At 44.6% G+C, this 20,545-nt stretch carries 14 protein-coding genes; 12 read left to right on the forward strand and 2 right to left on the reverse strand.

Features of this window, described 5'->3' with window-relative positions; all coding sequences use genetic code 11:
• Positions 1-768: a ThuA domain-containing protein gene (locus BW716_RS00375; protein ID WP_083720337.1), complete on the forward strand. Its 768-nt coding sequence runs from the start codon at positions 1-3 to the stop codon at positions 766-768.
• A gap of 51 nt (positions 769-819) precedes the next feature.
• On the forward strand, positions 820-4,215 hold the full coding sequence (locus tag BW716_RS00380; RefSeq protein WP_083720113.1) for a ThuA domain-containing protein: 3,396 nt from the start codon (positions 820-822) through the stop codon (positions 4,213-4,215).
• Between the two features lie 61 nt (positions 4,216-4,276).
• Here BW716_RS00380 and BW716_RS00385 read toward each other — a convergent pair whose 3' ends face one another.
• Together BW716_RS00385 and BW716_RS00390 are read right to left on the reverse strand one after the other, a co-directional pair.
• A complete protein-coding gene (locus BW716_RS00385; protein WP_083720114.1) occupies positions 4,277-4,588 on the reverse strand; it encodes a hypothetical protein in 312 nt (103 codons plus the stop codon).
• Between the two features lie 105 nt (positions 4,589-4,693).
• On the reverse strand, positions 4,694-5,074 hold the full coding sequence (locus BW716_RS00390; RefSeq protein ID WP_143708669.1) for a transmembrane 220 family protein: 381 nt from the start codon (positions 5,072-5,074) through the stop codon (positions 4,694-4,696).
• A gap of 228 nt (positions 5,075-5,302) precedes the next feature.
• Here BW716_RS00390 and BW716_RS00395 point away from each other — a divergent pair, with 228 nt between their 5' ends.
• From BW716_RS00395 to eboE, 10 genes are all read left to right on the forward strand, one after another.
• A complete protein-coding gene (locus BW716_RS00395) occupies positions 5,303-6,703 on the forward strand; it encodes an RtcB family protein (RefSeq protein WP_083720116.1) in 1,401 nt (466 codons plus the stop codon).
• Positions 6,704-6,706: 3 nt separating this feature from the next.
• Positions 6,707-7,318 carry a peptide chain release factor H gene (prfH, locus tag BW716_RS00400; RefSeq protein WP_083720117.1) on the forward strand — a complete coding sequence of 204 codons (612 nt, stop codon included), beginning with the start codon at positions 6,707-6,709 and terminating at the stop codon, positions 7,316-7,318.
• A 511-nt stretch (positions 7,319-7,829) separates the two neighbouring features.
• The gene (locus tag BW716_RS00405; protein ID WP_083720118.1) at positions 7,830-11,075 is read left to right on the forward strand and encodes a TonB-dependent receptor; all 3,246 of its coding nucleotides are present in this window, start codon (positions 7,830-7,832) and stop codon (positions 11,073-11,075) included.
• A gap of 21 nt (positions 11,076-11,096) precedes the next feature.
• Entirely contained in the window at positions 11,097-12,881 is a 1,785-nt protein-coding gene (locus BW716_RS00410; protein WP_083720119.1) for a RagB/SusD family nutrient uptake outer membrane protein, read from the forward strand.
• A 127-nt stretch (positions 12,882-13,008) separates the two neighbouring features.
• A complete protein-coding gene (locus BW716_RS00415; RefSeq protein ID WP_083720120.1) occupies positions 13,009-14,439 on the forward strand; it encodes a VCBS repeat-containing protein in 1,431 nt (476 codons plus the stop codon).
• A gap of 417 nt (positions 14,440-14,856) precedes the next feature.
• Complete coding sequence (locus tag BW716_RS00420; protein ID WP_083720121.1) at positions 14,857-15,732, forward strand: EboA domain-containing protein; 876 nt, start codon at positions 14,857-14,859, stop codon at positions 15,730-15,732.
• A gap of 213 nt (positions 15,733-15,945) precedes the next feature.
• On the forward strand, positions 15,946-16,929 hold the full coding sequence (locus tag BW716_RS00425; RefSeq protein ID WP_083720122.1) for a TatD family hydrolase: 984 nt from the start codon (positions 15,946-15,948) through the stop codon (positions 16,927-16,929).
• A gap of 127 nt (positions 16,930-17,056) precedes the next feature.
• A complete protein-coding gene (gene eboC, locus BW716_RS00430) occupies positions 17,057-18,016 on the forward strand; it encodes a UbiA-like protein EboC (protein WP_235643374.1) in 960 nt (319 codons plus the stop codon).
• Between the two features lie 77 nt (positions 18,017-18,093).
• Positions 18,094-19,299 (forward strand): 3-dehydroquinate synthase, encoded by a 1,206-nt coding sequence (locus tag BW716_RS00435; RefSeq protein WP_235643376.1) that lies wholly within the window; start codon positions 18,094-18,096, stop codon positions 19,297-19,299.
• Between the two features lie 11 nt (positions 19,300-19,310).
• Positions 19,311-20,528 carry a metabolite traffic protein EboE gene (gene eboE / locus BW716_RS00440; protein WP_083720125.1) on the forward strand — a complete coding sequence of 406 codons (1,218 nt, stop codon included), beginning with the start codon at positions 19,311-19,313 and terminating at the stop codon, positions 20,526-20,528.
• The last annotated feature ends 17 nt before the right edge of the window (positions 20,529-20,545 follow it).

Raw genomic sequence — 20,545 nt, forward strand, 5'->3', positions numbered from 1 at the left:
ATGAAAAAGCTGTTTGTTGGCATTGTATGTGCCACCGCACTGTTGATGTTGTATCCCATGGCCCGGTTGATAGCCGCGGATCGTCCACGCCTGCTGGTTTTTTCTAAAACGATGGGCTTTCGTCATGATTGTATTCCTGTTGCTAAAGTAGCTTTCATCAAGCTGGGCCAGGAAAATGGATTTGATGTGGACACCACGGAAGACGCCAGTGCATTTGAATACAAGAATCTAAAGAAGTATGCGGCGGTGTTGTTTTTAAATACGACAGGCAATGTCCTGGACGACAAACAACAGGCTGCTATGGAAAAGTATATTCACAAAGGCGGTGGTTTCATGGGTATTCATGCTGCAACTGATACGGAGTATGACTGGCCATGGTACAATAAGCTGGTAGGGGCCTGGTTCACCAGCCATCCGGCACAACAGCAGGCTACCCTGCAGGTAGTAGACAAGAATAACGATGCCACCCGTCACCTGGGCGATAAATGGTCCAGATGGGATGAGTGGTACAATTTCAAAGACCTGAACCCCGATGTACATGTGCTCATCAAAATAGATGAGAGCAGTTATGAAGGTGGTAAGAACGGCGATAACCACCCCATGGCATGGTATCATGACTTCGATGGAGGCAGAGCTTTTTATACAGAGCTGGGGCATACCAAAGACTCGTATAGCGATAAGACGTACATGCGGCATGTACTGGGTGGACTCAGATATGTGATGGGCTTGAAAGCAGCTACCGCCAGCACAGCAGGAACCTTTTACTAATCATATAGAAAGCCCCCTGGAAATGGGGGCTTTTTCACGAAAACAACTATCATGCGATTGAGGTATGCTATTTACCTGGCTGCGCTTTGCGGAATTATCCTTTCCGGTTGCCAGTCAAAGATCAGACCCGGTAATCCCAGGGTACTGGTATTCTCGAAAACTGCCGGATTCCACCACGCCTCTATTCCTGCTGGTATTGCGGCGATTGAAAAACTGGGAAAAGAAAATGGATTCGATGTAGACACTACTACTAATGCCGAAATGTTCGTAGAAGATACTTTGCAGAAATATGCTGCTGTCATCTTCCTGAACACTACCGGCGATGTACTGAACAATTACCAGGAAGCAGATTTTGAAAGATATATTCAATCCGGTGGGGGGTATGTAGGTGTACATGCTGCCACGGATACTGAATATGAGTGGGGTTGGTATGGAGGACTGGCGGGTGCTTACTTTGACAGTCATCCTGCTGGTACACACAAAGCGACACTGATTGTAAAAGATAAGTCCTTTGGTCAGTTGCCCGATAAATGGGAACACGAAGACGAATGGTATAACTTCAAAAAGATCAGTCCCAATATCAAAGTTATTATGACGGTGGATGAGAAGACGTATGAAGGCGGGAAGAATGGAGACAATCATCCTATAAGCTGGTTCCACGATTATGATGGTGGCCGTGCGTTCTACACAGAACTCGGTCATACAGACGCTGCTTATAAAGAAGAGAATGTGCTGAAATTGTTATTGAGCGGTATTAAATATGCCATTGGTAAAAACCAGGTGCTGGATTATAATGTGGCCACTACCCTGAGAGTGCCGGCTGAAGATCGCTTTACCAAGAATACCCTTGTATCCGGTGAGTTCTTCGAACCTACTGAGATGACTATTCTGCCTGATCTCAATATCCTCATTGCACAGCGCAGAGGTGAGATCATGTACTTTGATCAGCAGGCGCATAAGCTGACGCAGGCTGGTTATTTAAGGGTGTACTACAAAACAGAAGTACCGAATGTGAACGCAGAAGAAGGTGTACTGGGTATCAGTGCAGATCCTGATTTTGCTACTAACCATTATGTATATATTTATTACTCTCCTGTTGATACCTCAGTGAATAGGTTGAGCCGTTTTACATTTGAAAACGGTCAGATCGATTCGGCTTCGGAGAAGATAGTGTTGCAGCTATATTCACAGCGTAATATCTGTTGTCATACAGGTGGTTCTATCGCCTTTGGCCCTGATCATTTATTGTACCTGTCCACAGGTGATAACTCCACACCGTTCGATGAACCAGGCCAGCAATATGTATCAAAAGGATATGCGCCGTTGGATGATCGTCCGGGTCACCTGAATTATGATGGTCGTCGTACATCCGCCAATACAAATGATCTGAGAGGAAAGATCCTTCGTTTGAAGATCAATCCGGATGGTACTTATTCCATTCCTGAGGGGAACCTCTTTAAGAAGGGAACACCAAAGACCCGTCCTGAAATTTATGCAATGGGTACCCGTAACCCTTACCGTATTTCTGTGGACCGTAAAACGGGGTATGTGTATTGGGGTGAAGTAGGCCCTGATGCAAACAATGATGATCCGGAGCGTGGTCCAAGAGGGTATGATGAAATTAACCAGGCGAAGAAGCCGGGTAACTATGGTTATCCGATGTTCGTGGGTAACAACTATGCTTACCATCGTTACGATTACGAAACAGGAAAAGCCGGTGCTGCATTTGATCCTGCAAAACCTGTGAATGATTCACGTAATAATACCGGTATCAGAGATCTACCACCTGCTACACCAGCGATGATCTGGTATCCGTACGATAAATCGCCTGACTTTCCATCAATGGGTAGTGGTGGTCGTAATGCCATGGCAGGCCCTGTGTTTTACAATGAGTATTACCCCCAGGAAACACGTTTCCCTGATTACTACAGTGGTAAGTTCTTTATTTACGATTGGGTGAGAGGCTGGATCAAAGCGGTAACTTTTGATAAAGATGGAAACCTCTCCAAGACAGAACCATTCATGCCGCATACCAAATTCAATGCGATCATTGATATGGAAATGGGACCTGATGGCAGACTGTATGTACTGGAATATGGGAATGGCTGGTTTAGTAAGAACAAAGATGCAGGGTTGTCAAGAATTGACTTTAATGGTGGCAACCGTGCGCCAATAGCGAAGATCCAGGCAGACAAACTATCTGGTGGTTTACCATTCAAAGTGAAACTGAGTGCAAAAGGATCATCAGATCCTGACCATGATCCGCTTACTTACATCTGGTACCTGGGTAATGGAAATAAGAAAGAAACGAAAGAACCGGAGACAGAAGTAACGTATGCAGTAGCTGGTGAATATGCAGTATCAGTAGAAGTGCTGGATGATAAAGGCACCAGTACCCGCAGTGAAGGCATTGCGTTGTACGCAGGTAATGAAACACCGGAAGTAAAGATCAATATCACGGGTAATAAAACTTTCTACTTCCCAGGCAAACAGGTAGCTTATGATGTACAGGTAAGTGACAAGGAAGATGCTAACAATATAAAACCTGAGAACATGTACATCCGTGCAGAATACATGGAAGGTAGCGATCAGGCGGCGATTCCCCAGCAGGGGCATCAGATCATCACAGGGGTGATAGCAGGTAAGAACCTGTTTGAATCAGGTGATTGTAAGACCTGTCATAAGCTGGATGAAAAATCGATCGGTCCTTCCTTTAAACAGGTAGCGGAGAAATATAAAGATGATCCGAATGCGAAAGATTATCTGGCGAATAAGATCATCCAGGGTGGTGGTGGCGTATGGGGCGAAACAGCGATGTCAGCGCATCCTACCCTCACATCAGGAGAAGCACATCAACTGGCAGATTATGTGATGTCGCAGAGTGGAGATAACAAAGCACCTGCTTCGTTGCCACAGAAAGGAACAGTGTCTCCAACAGCAGGTAAGCCGGAGAAAGATAATGGTGTGTTGTACCTGATAGCCAGTTATACAGATCAGGGAGGTCCGAATATTCGTCCGCTAACGGGTACGGCTACAGCAATGCTGAAGAGCCCTAAACTGGTAGCGGCTAATTATGATCAGTCTTTTGGTGTAACTACGTTTGAAGCAAATGACATCAAGTTCCTGATCCCTACTGCGAACAGCTGGGTAAGTTATAATAACCTGGATCTGACAGGCGTGACGGGTGTGGGTATCAGCTATTATTCACAGGAGTCTTTGCAGTATGGATATAATGTGCAGTTGTTCCTGGATAAAGAGAGTGGTACTAAGTTAGGCGAGGTGGTAATAGGGCCGGGAGCTAAAGTAAAAGTACCCAATACAGCTACGATCAACTTTGCACCGGTGGCAGATGGTAAGCCGCATAATCTGTATATAAAGATTACGGCAGCAGATGCAGGGGAGAAGACATCGTTGGGGATGAGTAGATTTGAATTGTTATCAAAATAAATTGCAATTATTATCGAAATAAATGCAACGGCCTGCGGTGATCACCGCAGGCCGTTTTCTTTTAAGCATAAATACTTACAATCTCAATCGTATACCACTCGCCGATTCTCAGGATCACGCCTGATATATCAAGCTCCGCCTTCATTCCAACAGCCACAAATTCACTCTCCCCTTCATCACTGAAATAATAAGGCCCATACACAGCAGCACCCAGATTAAACTGAATTGAAACAGGAATATGATCGTGGGCGATGATACAATAATCAACCATACCTAAGGAACTCTCGCTAAGACCTGTAACAGGCCAGGTAATAGACTCAGCAGCGGCCACGATTTTAGAATAACGAACAGGCAAAATGGAAAAACCGGACATATATTACGAGGAGTGCAGGTGTTTTGGGATCAATCTTCTCATGAGTAGGATGTGGGTTATCAGGAAAACAAAACTTAATCCTACTGAAGATAAAGATTATTCCCCTTATTTCCCTGCTTTTTTACGTCCGGCATAAATATAATTGATCATCAAAACAGCGATCAGGATGAACAGGCCAAAGAACTCCCTGGTTTCTTCAATCCATGGCTGCGAGGCTTTCATGGTCTCTGCAATGTTCTCCCCATGATGTTTGGTCGCCCAATCCCATACACCATTCTGATCAAAGAATTTATAGACTGCATAACACAGATATACCAGACTACCTGCTACATATGCTTTTTTATAAAATTTGCCCATGGCTGCCAGTGCACAGCATGCAGCTCCGTACAAATAGATAGGCATCCAGATATATGGATCCGGATCATTGTATTGCAATCCTGCGAAAATGATGAAGAGGATGCACCATATAATGTTGAATAATTTCATAAAGAGACCTGATGTTGTAGAATATTTCACCAATATATAAAAAAAATATACCTTTGCCCCGAATTCCTTATTTCATCACTTTTTAAAACACAAGGAATCATGCTGAACCGTACCCACATATCACCCATCGATCTTGCCGCATAGTCCGGCAGGACACCCCGTTTCCAATTAATTTTTCCTGATTAAAAATTTAGTTGCGGCATTGCTATGCCCGCACGAAGCATTCTTATGAGCAATTTAAAAGCAAAAGAGCTCAGCAGGATCGGCTATACAGACGATCGTGCCCGGAGCCTTGTGATTAATATATTTTCTAAACACTTTAAGCATCATACAAAAGAAGAAGCGATCTCTTTATTGATTGATATTAAAGACAATCCCACTACTTATCGTAATGATGAAGTACTGGGAAAAATAGCTGCGACCTTCCTTGATGAAGTAGCAGTAAAACCTTTCCGTGCACATACCCTCCTGGAAACAACAGGTGATGTAAAAGTGTATGGCGCCAAAGAAATAGAAGCCGGTGCCAAAAGACAAATGGAGATAGCGATGACGCTGCCCGTTGCTGTGCAGGGCGCTTTAATGCCTGATGCACATACAGGCTATGGGCTGCCTATTGGTGGTGTGCTCGCTACGCACAATGCGGTGATCCCTTATGCAGTAGGTGTGGATATCGGGTGCAGAATGGCACTCTCTATCTTAGATACAGGCGAGAGTTTTCTGAAGCGATATTCTTTTCAGTTAAAAACTGCGTTGAAAAATTTCACGCACTTTGGATTGGAAGGTGGATTGGATATAGCGCAGGAACATGCTGTGCTGGATCATTCTACATTCAAAGAAACTGATTTGTTAAGAAGGTTGCAGTCAAAAGCAGCCAGGCAGTTAGGTACATCAGGTACCGGAAATCACTTTGTGGAATTTGGCCTGATCACCTTGAATGAAGACAATGCATTGGGCATTGCAGCAGGTGAGTATCTCGCACTCTTATCACACTCAGGTAGCAGGGGGTTAGGTGCTGCAATTGCGCAGTATTATACAAAGATCGCGATGGATACCTGCAAGTTGCCCAGGGAGGCACAACAACTGGCGTGGTTAGATCTCGACACACAGGCAGGACAGGAGTACTGGATGAGTATGCAGCTGGCAGGTGATTATGCCAAAGCATGTCATGACAGGATTCATGCAAATCTGCTGAAAGAAACGGGTTTGCAGGCACTGGCTACGATTGAGAACCATCACAACTTTGCATGGGAAGATACGTTGGCAGATGGCCGCAAAGCGATCATCCACCGGAAAGGTGCGACGCCTGCGCATGCAGGTGAGTTAGGTATTATTCCGGGTAGTATGACGACTGCAGCTTACCTGGTATCAGGCAAAGGTGTACCGGCTTCTTTGTACTCTGCCTCACATGGTGCAGGCAGGGCCATGAGTCGCACCCGCGCAAAAGAAAACGTAACTATGTCTGCACTGAAGAAAATGTTGGCCGATGCCAATGTTACACTCATCGGTGGGAGCGTAGAAGAAAATCCGCTGGCATACAAAGACATAGAACGTGTGATAGATGCACAGCGGGAGTTAGTAAACATTGAGGGAAGATTCGTTCCCCGCATAGTAAGAATGTATAAAGAATAAGTAATGGACAAAGCTATTATACAAATAACGGCTGGCAGAGGGCCTGCGGAATGTAGCAGGGTGGTGGCCAAAGTAACTGAAAGGTTATTTGCACAATGCCGGAAAGGAGGCATTGAAATAGAATTACTGGATAGTACACCGGGTGATCTGAAAGGCACCTTCTTATCCACATTGTTGTCAGTGCGTGGTGATATTGACAACTTATCAAAAGAATGGGCGGGCACAGTACAGTGGATTGCCCGTAGTCCATATAGAAAGTTTCACAAGCGAAAGAACTGGTTTGTGGGGGTGGCGTTTTTTGATGTAGCGAAACAGTTGCAGTTCAATATGGCGGATGTGAGAATGGAAACATGCAGAGCATCAGGGCCTGGTGGGCAGCATGTGAATAAGGTGGAAACTGCGGTGCGTGGTACACATATACCTTCGGGTATACAGGTGCTGGCGATGGATAGCCGTTCTCAATGGGAGAACAAACAGCTTTGTCTGAAAAGACTGGAGGCGAAGGTGCAGGCATGGCAGGGTGAAAAGCTGATCAGGCAGCAACAGGAGCAATGGCAGGAGCACAATGAACTGGAAAGAGGATGTGCTGTGAAGACGATAGAAGAAGCGCTGTAATGATGAGTAATTGTATAAAATACGTTTAATAAAACATGCATGAAATAGGAAATTCCCCAATGGGGAATGAAAACCATTTTCAAAGAAAAATGTCCGCTTTACAGGCGGGCATTTTTGTGCACAAAAAAAAATCTTTGCATAAAACAAATGAATGTGTTAATTTGGTAAGCGTAACCAAAGTCTAATATCCACGATTATTATTCTAAACAACGTTATGACATGAGAACAAGCTGTATGTAGTATCTAGTTTGTACGCCTGTGCAAAAGTGCCCTCCTGAAATAGTGCTGTAGCAAATACCCAATAAAAATAAACCTTGACCGGAATTGTAACACCCTCCCACTGCATTCGCGGGCAGTGTGAAGAGCATTAGTATCTCCGACTGGCATTATTGCAAAACCCTCTTTAATTACCCGGATTATGCTGTAACCGGCTCTTATCGCTGTGTCTTTTTCTCAACAAAAGGACCAGGATCAGGCCATTCATTCACCTAAAAAAACAACGTTTCACGTTATGAAGAAACATGTATGCCGCACCATTATATGGTGCTGGGCCTTGTTGCTGCTTGCCGGTAACGTACTAGCCCAAACCCGTATAACTGGTAGAGTTACTGACAAATCCTCCGGCAATCCCTTGCCCGGTGTTACTGTAGCAGTAAAAGGTTCAAACAGAGGTGGTGCCACTGACCCAAGTGGACATTACACATTACAAGCTAAAAAAGGTGATGTCCTTATTTTCTCTTTCGTCGGCTATACTTCGCAGGAAGTAGCTGTAGGTGATGGCCCCTCACTCGACGTTATTCTCTCCGAAAAAATCGGTTCGCTCGATGAAGTTGTTGTAACCGGTTATGCCACTCAACGTAAAAAAGATCTGACAGGTGCTGTATCTGTTGTGAATGTAGACCAGATCACCCGCCAACCTACTGCACAGGTGAGCAACCAGTTGCAGGGGCAGGTATCAGGTATCATGGTACTCGGCTCCGGTCAGCCCGGTGAAGAGCCACAGGTACGCATTCGTGGTGTGAATACTTTTGGTAACAACACCCCGCTCTATGTAATTGATGGTGTGCCAACACAAAATATTGTGGACATCAACCCAAATGATGTGGAATCCATGCAGGTACTGAAAGATGCAGGTTCTGCCTCCATCTATGGTGCCAGAGCAGCAAACGGTGTGATCATCATCACCACAAAAAAAGGTAAGCCAGGCAAAGTAAGAGTGACTTACGATGCATACTATGGTCGTCAGGTACCTAAAGGTGGTAATGTGTGGCACCTGCTGAATTCACAGGAGCAGGCTAACCTGAAATGGATGGCGCTGAAAAATACGGATCCGAATATTGTGTACAACGATGGTCTGTATGGCTCGGGTGCTACTCCTGTTTTACCTGATTACATTGCTCCCGGTGGTTTGAAAGAAGGTGATCCGGGTGTAAATCCTTCTTTGTATAATGTAGATCCGAATTATAAAAACCCTTCAGACCTGGATAATTTCTATCGTATTACCAAGGCTAACAAGCAAGGTACTGATTGGTTCCATGAGATCTTCAAACCAGCACCTATCACCAGTCACAACGTTTCAGTTAGTGGCTCCAGCGATCAGGGTAGTTATTTCCTCTCTTTCTATTATTTTAACCAGGAAGGTACGCTGAAAAATACTTACCTGAAACGCTATGCGATCCGCTCAAATAGTAGCTTCAATGTGAGTCAGCATATCAGGATAGGTGAGAATATTGAATACTCTCTCATCGACAATCCACAGATCGATGCACTCACAGAAGGTAGTGGAATTGGTATGGCTTTCCGCGAGCAGCCTATTATTCCGGTATACGATATCAAAGGTAACTATGGTGGTTCTTTCAGTACCAACAGTGCCCAGCTGGGTAATGCGCGTAACCCTGTTGCGATCCAGGATCGTATCCGTAATAACAAAGGATTGGGCTCACGCCTGTTGGGCAACATGTTCCTGGAAGCAGATGTGCTGAAAGTATTTACACTCCGTACGTCATTCGGTGGTGAAATCTTCTCATCCAGCACACACACCTTTACCTATCCGGAATATGAAAATGCGGAAAACAACAAAACGAATTCATATACCGAAGGTTCCAGCAACGGTTACAACTGGACATGGACCAATACCCTAACTTTCCGCCAGAAATTTGGCAGACATAATATTACTGCTTTAATTGGTTCTGAAGCTTACGACAACCATGGTCGCACGCTTACCGGGACTACACAGAATTACTTCATTTTCGATCCTAACTTCACCAATCTTTCTACCGGTACCGGTACGCAGACAACTGGCAGTGGCACCTATTCAGATGGGTTGTTCTCCCTGTTCGGTCGTGTGGATTATAGTTACCACGATCGTTATTTGTTAGGTGCGGTTATTCGTCGTGATGGTTCCAGTAAGTTCGGTGCTAACTACCGCTATGGTTGGTTCCCGGCTATAAGTGCTGGTTGGCGCATTTCTCAGGAGGCTTTCCTGAAAGATGTATCCTGGCTATCAGACCTGAAGATCAGGGGTGGCTATGGCATCATGGGTAACCAGCTCAATGTGGAAAGTTCAAACGCCTTTACACAATATGGTTTGAACAAAGGATCTTCTTTCTATGACCTGAATGGTACATCCAACACGCTGGTATCTGGTTTTACCAAAACACACATTGGTAACCCGGATGCGAAATGGGAAAGCAACATCAACTCCAACATAGGTATTGATGCGAGCTTCTTCAAAGGTAAAGTGGAAGTGAGTGCAGACTATTACTACAAGAAAGTAAAAGATCTGTTGTACAAGCCTGAAATTTCTGCTACTGCTGGTCGTACAGATCCTCCTACTGTGAATATTGCACAGATGGAAAACCATGGTATAGACCTGTCCATCACAGCTACTGGTATACACCTGACGAAAGAACTCACGTTCAAAGCAAATGCTACGTTCACTACTTTCAAGAACAAGATTGTAGCTATTTCTTATGATGCGCCTTATTTTGACCAGGAGTCACGTCGTTTCAATGGTAGCTTCATCATTCGTAACGCAGTAGGACAGCCGGTATCCAGTTTCTTTGGTTATAAGACAATCGGTTTCTGGAATGAACAGGATGAGATCACAGCTGCTAACCTGGAAGCACAGAAAGCAACCGGCAATAGTAGTGCTACCTACCAATCACAGGCAGCGCTGGGCCGTTTCCGCTATGCGGATATCAACCATGATGGTCAGATCACTGAAGCAGACAGAACATTCCTTGGTAATCCTAATCCAGATTTCAGCTATGGTCTGAACCTGGAACTTGATTATAAAAACTTTGATTTCAGCATCTTCCTGTATGGTGTACAAGGTAATCAGATCTGGAACCAGGTTCGCTGGTGGACTGACTACTATGCTAACTTTGCAGGTGCAAAAAGTAAGACAGCGCTCTATGATTCATGGAGACCTGATCATCACAATGCTACTGCTCCTATTCAGGAAAATGACAACTCTTTCAGTACGAACAACGTACCTAACTCTTATCTCGTAGAAAACGGTTCTTACCTCAGAGCGAAGAATATGAGCCTGGGTTATACTTTCCCGGCGTCAACATTGAAGCGGGTAGGTATAGATCGCTTCCGCGTATATGTACAGGCAGCGAACCTGTTCACGATCACGAAGTATAAAGGTATAGATCCTGAGATCTCTGGTGGTTCTACCAACTATGGTTTGGATGAAGGTGCTTATCCTAACCAGCGTCAGTACCTGATAGGTGTAAATGTTGGATTCTGAAAATGTTAAAAATCGCTAACAATGATTAAGTCAAAATATATAGTCATAGCGGCAGTGATGTCTACTGCCATACTGGTAGATGCGTGCAGCAAGAGTTTCCTGGAACGTAGTCCTCAGGGAGCATTGACAGGTAGTGACGTACAGAATAAAGATGGTATTCAGGCTTTGCTCGTAGGTGTATATGCTGCACTGGATGGGCAAAGTAGCGGTACGACAGCGCTGAATGGCGGTAACCCATGGGAGGCAGCGCCGACTAACTGGATCTATGGTAGCGTAGCTGCCGGCGATGCACACAAAGGTAGTGATGCCACTGACCAGCCGCCGGTAAGCCAGATTGCCACAGGTGTATTTGATCCAAGTAATGGTTTCTTTAATACCAAATGGCAGGTATTGTTCGAAGGTATAGCCAGGGCCAATACATTGTTATCATTATTGCCGGATGCTACAGGTATGACGGATGCCGATAAGGTGGGTGTGAAGGCACAGACTTTGTTCCTGCGTGGTCATTATTACTTTGAGCTGAAGAAGATGTATGACAAAGTACCCTGGGTAGATGAAACGAACATGGACGATTACAAACAACCGAATAATGTGGAGATCTGGCCTAAAATCGAAGCAGACTTTCAGTATGCCTACGATAACCTGCCAGAGACACAAACCAGTGTAGGTCGTGCTAACAAATGGGCAGCTGCCTGTTACCTGGCAAAGACATATGTATACCAGGCAAAGTGGTCGGAGGCGAAAGCACTTTTTGATATCATCACCGTAAAAGGACAGACTACAAATGGTTTGTCTTACGGATTGGTGGATCGGTTTGAAGATAACTTTGACCCGGCTAATAAAAATAACAAGGAGTCTGTATTCGCGATCCAGATGACAGCCAATGATGGTACCCTTTCTATTGCGAATGCGAATCAGGGTGAGATGCTGAACTTCCCTTATAACAGTCCGTTTGGTTGTTGTGGATTTTACCAGCCTACACAGGACCTGGTGAATTCATATCGTACAGATGCCACTGGATTACCTTACCTGGATGATGCAAATGATCATGCAGTGAAGAATGACATGAAGATCCTGTCTACCGAGCCATTCACACCTGATGCCGGTAACCTGGATCCAAGATTGGACTGGACGGTAGGTCGTCGTGGTATTCCTTACCTGGATTGGGGTAATCACCCGGGCCGTTCATGGGTACGTGACCAGGATTATGCAGGGCCTTATGCGCCAAAGAAAAATGTGTACTGGCAGTATGACCAGGATAAGTACAAAGATGCGAACTCCTGGGCGCCGGGATCTGCATTGAATGTTGTGTTGATCCGTTATGCAGATGTATTGTTGCAGGCAGCAGAGGCAGAAGCACAGTTAGGTAACTACACAGCTGCAGAGACTTATGTAAACCAGGTACGTACCAGGGCAGGTAAGCCGGCGACAGCGGTGTATAAATACACAAATGATGCGGCACCGATGGGTGGATTTTCCACTACACCTGCAGCTAATTATGTAGTATCGACTTATACAGCCGGCACTTTTGCAGCGGGTGGTAAGGATTTTTCCCTGAAGGCCATCTACTTTGAGCGTAAGCTGGAATTGGCTATGGAAGGACAGCGGTATTTCGACTTAGTTCGTTGGGGTATTGCGGCTACAGAGCTGACGAAGTTCTTTGCGTATGAGTCAAAGATTACTACTGACATTACAGGTGGTAAGTTTGTGGCTGGAAGAAATGAGCATTATCCGATACCACAGCGTCAGATTGACCTGAGTGTAAAAGGTGGTACAAAGACATTGGAGCAAAATCAAGGTTACTAATAATTATTAAAGTTCTCATTTGAGTGATGAATGAGCCCGTCAGTACGGGAGCCTCTTAATCCGGGGCAGTTGAATTACGAATGGCGGCCGGGTGCTGCCATTCGTAATTTTTTTTAACTTGTAATCTATGGTTAGATATATTCCTTTCGTATTCCTCGTTATCATTTGCTCTTGTAAAAGCCGGCCGAAAGGTGAGGCATTGGCGACTAAATATTGTAGTAGCTGTCACATGGCGGTGTCACCAGCCTTGTTAGATAAAGGGACGTGGTTAAAGCATGTATTGCCGGCGATGGCGCCAAAGCTGGGGATTGGTGTGTGGGATGATGATAAGTATTATGCGCAGAAAGGTGGGATCTCCATCCATGAATGGAATGAGATTGTGAGTTATTATAGGGAATTAGCGCCTGATTCATTGAAAGCAGGGTCTGCGTCTTTAAAAGAAGATGCTTCGATTTTTGCCGTGCATACGCCTGTAATAACCGATACTATTTATAGGGCGAGTACGACCTTAGTTTCGATCGATCCATTTACGGGTGGAGTGTATTCAAGTGCAGAGAATGGGAAGACGGCATCGCTGTTTAAATGGGATAGTTTGAAGGCGGGAAAAATAATTGATCTGCAATCAACAGGAGTGGATATAAACTGGGTGGGGGCGGATACGGGTATTTTGACTTGTATTGGGAATTTGAGGGCGGTAGATCAGTTGGCGGGTGTGATCTGGAGAATAACCCCATCATTGAAAGAAGTACATACGATAGCCATGGGGCTGCCCAGACCTGTTCAAACTTTGCCATTCGGAAAGGACTATGTCACCCTTGGGTTTGGCCACAAATTCGGGGGGCTTTATCTGGTAAATGAAGAGAACAGGAAAACTATACGGGAGGTGCCGGGTGCTATCCATGCTGAAACCGGTGATTTCAACAATGACGGTTATCCTGACATGATGGTGTTATATGCTTATGATGATGAAGGTATATGGCTATTCCTGAATGATAAAAAGGGGGGATTTACCAGTGAGAACATCCTTCGTTTTCCACCGGTTTATGGGTCCACCAGTTTTCAGCTGGCAGATATAAATAAAGATGGCAAGCCGGACATTATATACACGGCTGGAGACAATGGTGATTACTCTATGATCCTCAAGCCTTACCATGGGGTGTATGTGTTTTTGAATAAGGGAAATTTCAAATTTGATGTGGATAAACCAGATTTCTTCTACCACATTAATGGGTGTACCAAGGTGATAGCTGCTGATTTTGATCAGGATGGGGATATTGATCTGGCTACGATTGCTTTCTTTGCAGATCTGAAAAATAACCCTTCGGAGAAATTTGTCTATCTGGAACAAAAAAAATCGTTAGTATTTGAACCTCATTCAGTTACGGGGTTAGTAAACCAGGGTAGATGGATTTGTATGGCGGCAGGTGACTATGACAAAGATGGGGATATTGACCTGGTATTGGGTAGCTATTCGAGGGGATTTATCATCCAGGATGGGTATGAACCGGCCTGGAATATTCATACGCCACTGGTACTGTTGGAAAATAAGAAAAAATAACCGGCCCCGACCTTACTCATCAATTAAATAGTAACTCAAGTTGACATTTTTTTTACATGGTAGATTATAGTTGTAACAAATAAATCCTTATATTGCATACACAACAACAGGTAAGAAATCTAAATCGTGGAATGCTAACATAGAGATTAGCCCACCTTGATTATTTCTCTGGATACATACATTTAAATATATGAACAATACGCTTGTATTGTTTTGTCTATAAAGATACTCCTGATTGAACTGATCAGGTTTTAGAATGGCGGAAGGAGAGGCACAATGTGCCTCTCTTTTATTTACAACCAATAATAAATAACCTATGATGCAGCCATTTAAATTACCACGCTACCTTTCGTAACTCTTTTATTATTTTTCATCATATTCTGTTAACTTTAAAATCAGACAACCAGGGTCTCAAAGATGGAACCATATTATTACGATTGTGCGTTGGTAAAGAACCGGATACATGCAATAATCGCCACGCACTCCACGCCACAAGCGCTTAACTGGCTTCAACAACAGTTACAGCTGCTACAGGAAGCGAAGACTACTCAGCGCTTCAACATCACTTTCACTGCCATGCCCCGTTTCACGGGTAAACAAGTCATACCTGACACTCACATTCCCGAGGCAGATAACTTTTTCATTTATGGATATACGTTAGATCGCCTCGCACGTATCTGGTGGTTGCTCCAATTTCCTTCGGAGGACCGGTCCCGTTATGTCGCTGCTATTGAAGACCTCTTTTCGGCAGCAGATATGAATGAGCAGATTACGTTGTATGGTGCATTGTCTTTGCTGGCATATGGGGAAGAGTGGAAACTACGTACTGCTGAAGGCATCCGCTCAAACATAGGCGGGGTGCTGGAAGCCATTATGGTACACAATAGTTATCCTGCTCAGTACCTGGATGAACCAGCCTGGAATCAGCTGGTGATGAAAGCGATTTTTACAGACAAACCTGTGCATTTGATCACTGGTCTTGACGAACGTGCTAACCCGGTACTCGCGCAGATCCTGATTGATTATGCACATGAACGCTGGGCTGCCGGCAGAAAGATCAATCCTATGTTGTGGAGATTGATCGCTCCTTTCATTGATCATGAGATCATGCCTGACATTAATCGTATCTGGGCATCGGATCAGATCATAGACAAAGAAGCTGCGGCATTGGCCTGTGCTCATACCGGGTTTGCGCCGGCAAAAGCACTCCTGCAGCAATCGCCGGAGTTGGCTGGTGCCATCGCCGATCAATCGTTGACATGGAATATTGTTGCAGAAAAGGCGAATGCATAGTTGACAACAGGTAAATGCATAACATGGGCGGGCATTCGGCAGCTTCAATAGGCAAATGTATTGCCTTAATTCATGATATGAACCTGCGGAAAACCGGAATTAACATGGAATAGCATAAACGTGTATCACACCTTCAATGTATATGCTGTAAACTTGCAGTCATTCAACCAGGAATTTTAAACAAATTATCAGGTCTCACGAAATTATTTTGACATGTGTTGTAGTCACGAACTGAATGGAACAACCCAACCATTAACAATGGTACCCGCGTATATGGAGCGTATAAAAGGAATGCAGTTCTTCGATCCGCATATCCACATGACAAGCCGCACCACAGACGATTATCAGGCTATGGCAGCGGCTGGTATTACTGCTGTAATAGAGCCTGCTTTCTGGTTAGGACAACCCAGAACCGGCATTGATACCTTCAGGGATTATTTCAATTCCCTCATTGGTTGGGAACGCTTTCGTTCCTCACAATTTGGTATTAAGCATTATTGCACCATCGGATTGAACAGCAAGGAGGCCAACAATGAAAAACTGGCGGAAGCTGTGATGGAAATACTCCCTCTTTTTATTTATAAAGAAGGAGTAGTGGGTGTAGGAGAAATAGGATTTGACGACCAGACACCCGCTGAAGAAAAATATTATCGTGCACAGCTGGAACTCGCTAAGGAAGCGGGTTTGCCAGTGCAGATCCATACACCACACAGAGATAAAAAGAAAGGTACCACACGTAGTATGGACATCGCCATCGAGCATGGTATTGATCCAAAAATGGTGATTGTAGACCACAATAATGAAGAGACTGTAAAAGAGGTATTGGACAGGGGTTTCTGGGCTGCATTTACCATTTATCCATTTACTAAAATGGGGAATGAGCGCATGGTGGAGGTTGTGAAACAGTATGGCAGTGAGCGGATTATGATCAATTCTGCTGCCGACTGGGGTATCAGTGACCCATTGGCTGTACCTAAAACAGCGGCCCTCATGCACGAAAGTGGTATTGACTCGAATGATATTCATTTGGTAACTTTCCGAAATGCTATAACAGCCTTTGCCCAAAGTGGGCAAATTGATGAAGCGGATTTTGAGATGGTAAAGAATATAGACCAGAGCCAGAAGTTCAACGGAAGTACCGTATTACGCGGTGGTCAACAACCTTTCCGTAATGCTCAGTCTACTATTATCAGTTAAAACAGCAGTATTAAGAATTGACGAATGTCCTGATTAAAACCCAGACAGATCGTACGCTATAGCCAGGTTATTTTAACCCGGCAACGAATTGTTCGTTGCGCTAACAAATTTAAACATGTATGTGAATATGGATCAATTGCAATTCGTATTTCGTCATTCGTCATTGAGAAAACCCGTGTACCCGGTGAATTATATTATTAGCAAATTACTAGGATATTTACGTTTAATGCGTCCTGCCAATATCGTGACAGCTGTAGCAGATGTTTTGGCCGGGATAGCTATATCCGGTTTTTTGGGGTCAGAAATGGTCAATTACCTGGATCATCTGTTGCCCGTACTTTGTCTCTGTCTGGCTACTATAGGTCTGTATGGAGGAGGTGTGGTATTCAACGATGTGATGGATGCAAAATTGGATACAGTAGAACGCCCTGAACGCCCGATTCCAAGTGGCATAATTTCTATGAACCAGGCAATTGTACTGGGTTCGTACCTTTTATTAGTAGGTATACTGGCGGCATTTACAGTTGCGCGTGTGACTGGTTTTATAGCACTGGGTATTACTGTATGTGCACTGGTATATGATAAATGGGGAAAACACCGGGCATGGGGCCCTGTGAATATGGGCCTTTGCAGGGGATTGAATTTATTGTTAGGAATTAGTATTGTGATGCCTGCTTTGCAGGCGTATTGGTGGATGGGGATTATTCCTGTCGTGTACATAGCGGCAGTGACCTACATCAGTCGTGGTGAAGTACATGGGGGCAATGCAATGACTATACGGATTGCAGCTGTTGCTTATGCATTGGTATATGGTACGATGGTAGCACTCGCGTATTACAATGAACACCTGCTCATTGCAGCGCCGTTCATCCTGTTATTCATCATTATGATTAACAGACCATTGTGGATTGCCATGAAAAATCCCACAGGACCTAATATTGGTAAGGCGGTGAAAGGAGGGATCATTGCGTTGATAGCCATGAATGCAGCATGGGTAGCGGCGTTTTCCACCCTGCAACATGCATTGTTGGTGTTGATATTGTTGCCAATATCCATGCTGATTGCAAAAGCTTTTGCTGTAACCTGATATTTTAAATTTATATAGTTGGCCGCAGGACCAGCGCAAAGAAAATCGCTTTTGTCACTGGCAAAAGCGATTTTTTTATGCTACTTTTAAAACGGCTTTTATTATTTGATGAGCACACAATCATAGCTATGCACGTTATTCAACAGACATTCAGTGTACCATATACCTACGAGGTATTTTTTACCACCCATCTCTTTGACTCAGGGAACCCACTGCTTAAGAACTACCTGGAATCCCAGGCCGCGAACAATCTCAGCAAGCGCTTACTGGTTATTGCTGATGAAGGATTGATCAAACATCATCCGAACCTTCCTGTACAAATTAAACATTATTGCGAAACCGTGAAGGGTTTTGAACTTGCTGGCGACATACTGGTTATTCCGGGTGGCGAAGTTGTAAAGAACGACATGCCGTTATTTTACAGCCTTGTTGACGCGATTGATCAGTATTCCATCGACCGCCATTCATTTGTAATCGGCATTGGTGGTGGCGCCGTACTGGACCTGGTAGGGTTTGCAGCCGCCGTATCTCATCGTGGGGTATGTCATATTCGTATACCAGGCACCGTATTATCACAGAATGATTCAGGTGTAGGTGTCAAGAATGGTATTAACTACAAAGGGAAGAAGAACTTCCTGGGCACCTTTGCACCACCTGCAGCCGTATTCAACGATGCACATTTGCTTACCACGCTGGATCCGAAAGACTGGCGGGCAGGTATTGCTGAAGCGGTAAAAGTTGCACTGATCAAAGATGCTCCTTTCTTTGAATGGCTGGAAGCGAATGCTACAGCGCTGGCAAACGGAGATCTTCCGCTCATGCAGGAACTGGTGTATCGTTGTGCCGCCTTACACATGGCCCACATTGGTGGTGCGGGCGATCCATTTGAAAGTGGTTCTTCCAGGCCATTGGATTTTGGCCATTGGAGTGCGCACAAGCTGGAACAGTTATCCAATTTCGAATTGCGCCATGGAGAAGCTGTGTCTATTGGTATGGCAGTAGACAGTATCTATGCTTCATTGCTGGGGTGGCTGGATCAGGCATCTGCTTTGCGGATAGTAAAGTTATTGCAGCAGTTACAACTGCCGGTGTACCATCCATTAATGGAGCATAAAGAAGGTATTCCTTCGCCGGTTATCAAGGGATTGGAAGAGTTCAGGGAACACCTTGGCGGCAGACTCACCATTTGTTTATTAAAGGGGATCGGTGTGGCAGCAGAAGTGCATGTGATGGATCTGACACTTTTAGACAAAGCTGTAGAGACAGTCAAATCGCTTTCTTAAAACCTATTTTCATGCAAACAGTTACAGGTCATCTTTCCTATTGCACGAATATTCACCCGGGTGAAACCTGGCCGGATCATTTCGCGCAATTGCAACAATATATTCCAGCTATTAAGTCTGGTATTTCACCTGATAAACCTTTTGGTATTGGTCTGCGTCTTGCCAACACGGCGAGTTTAGAGCTTTCTAAAGAAACCAATCTGCTGGCTTTCAAGCAATGGCTGAAAGAACAGGGTTGCTATGTATTTACGATGAATGGTTTTCCATACGGAGGCTTTCATCATACCGTGGTAAAAGATCAGGTACATACACCTGACTGGACCACTTCGGACAGAGTGGAATATACCATTCGTTTGTTCCGTATTCTCGCTGCTTTGTTGCCGGCAGATATGGAAGGTGGTATTTCTACAGCGCCCTTGTCGTACAAACTATGGCATGATGATACAGAAGCGGCGATGGAAACTGCCACGTTCAATATGTTGCAGGTACTGGGTCAGTTAGTACGTATACATCGCGCAGGGGGTCCTGTGATGCACCTGGATATAGAACCCGAGCCAGATGGATTGATGGAGAATATTCAGGAGTATATAGACTGGTACTTTGCTTACCTGATGCCATTGGGTATTAACTATCTGCTGGACCAGTTTGATATGACAGAAAAAGAAGCTGGTGCTACTATAAAAATGCATATTCAATTATGCTATGACGTATGCCACTTTGCATTGGTATATGAGTCGCCTGCATTTGTATTAGGAAAGTTGCAGGAGTATGGGTTGAAAGTTGGTAAATTACAAATCAGTGCAGCGCTGAAAGCTGCTATGCCAGCAGCTCCTGTAGAAAGAGAAGCGGTGGTGCAGGCATTCAGTGCATTCAACGAACCGACTTATTTACACCAGGTCATTGCGCGAAAATCGAACGGTGATTTTCTGCATTATCCTGACTTACCGCAGGCACTGGAAGATGCGGACAATAAGGATGTAGTGGAGTGGCGATCACACTTTCATGTACCGGTATTTTTAGAACACTACGAGTTACTATATTCAACACAGTCTGATATTCGTGAAGTATTGGCGTTGCAAATTGAACAGTTATTTACGCAGCATATGGAGGTAGAAACCTACACATGGGGCGTATTACCAGCAGCATTGAAACTGCCAATGGATCAATCAGTTTCGCGCGAGGTGAGCTGGGTGATGCAACAGCTTGGAATTCTGAAAATGGAAGGCTAGATTTGAACAAGAATCAT

It is taken from the genome of [Flexibacter] sp. ATCC 35208 (assembly GCF_001975825.1).
Lineage (GTDB): Bacteria > Bacteroidota > Bacteroidia > Chitinophagales > Chitinophagaceae > Chitinophaga.

Coding starts and splice junctions, on each gene's coding strand:
- BW716_RS00410 (WP_083720119.1), top strand. CDS start 11,097: ATGATTAAGTCAAAATATATAGTCATAGCGGCAGTGATGTCTACTGCC.
- BW716_RS00415 (WP_083720120.1), top strand. CDS start 13,009: ATGGTTAGATATATTCCTTTCGTATTCCTCGTTATCATTTGCTCTTGT.
- BW716_RS00375 (WP_083720337.1), top strand. CDS start 1: ATGAAAAAGCTGTTTGTTGGCATTGTATGTGCCACCGCACTGTTGATG.
- BW716_RS00380 (WP_083720113.1), top strand. CDS start 820: ATGCGATTGAGGTATGCTATTTACCTGGCTGCGCTTTGCGGAATTATC.
- BW716_RS00385 (WP_083720114.1), bottom strand. CDS start 4,588: ATGTCCGGTTTTTCCATTTTGCCTGTTCGTTATTCTAAAATCGTGGCC.
- eboC (WP_235643374.1), top strand. CDS start 17,057: ATGGATCAATTGCAATTCGTATTTCGTCATTCGTCATTGAGAAAACCC.
- BW716_RS00425 (WP_083720122.1), top strand. CDS start 15,946: ATGTGTTGTAGTCACGAACTGAATGGAACAACCCAACCATTAACAATG.
- BW716_RS00435 (WP_235643376.1), top strand. CDS start 18,094: ATGCTACTTTTAAAACGGCTTTTATTATTTGATGAGCACACAATCATA.
- eboE (WP_083720125.1), top strand. CDS start 19,311: ATGCAAACAGTTACAGGTCATCTTTCCTATTGCACGAATATTCACCCG.
- BW716_RS00405 (WP_083720118.1), top strand. CDS start 7,830: ATGAAGAAACATGTATGCCGCACCATTATATGGTGCTGGGCCTTGTTG.
- BW716_RS00420 (WP_083720121.1), top strand. CDS start 14,857: ATGGAACCATATTATTACGATTGTGCGTTGGTAAAGAACCGGATACAT.
- BW716_RS00395 (WP_083720116.1), top strand. CDS start 5,303: ATGAGCAATTTAAAAGCAAAAGAGCTCAGCAGGATCGGCTATACAGAC.
- prfH (WP_083720117.1), top strand. CDS start 6,707: ATGGACAAAGCTATTATACAAATAACGGCTGGCAGAGGGCCTGCGGAA.
- BW716_RS00390 (WP_143708669.1), bottom strand. CDS start 5,074: ATGAAATTATTCAACATTATATGGTGCATCCTCTTCATCATTTTCGCA.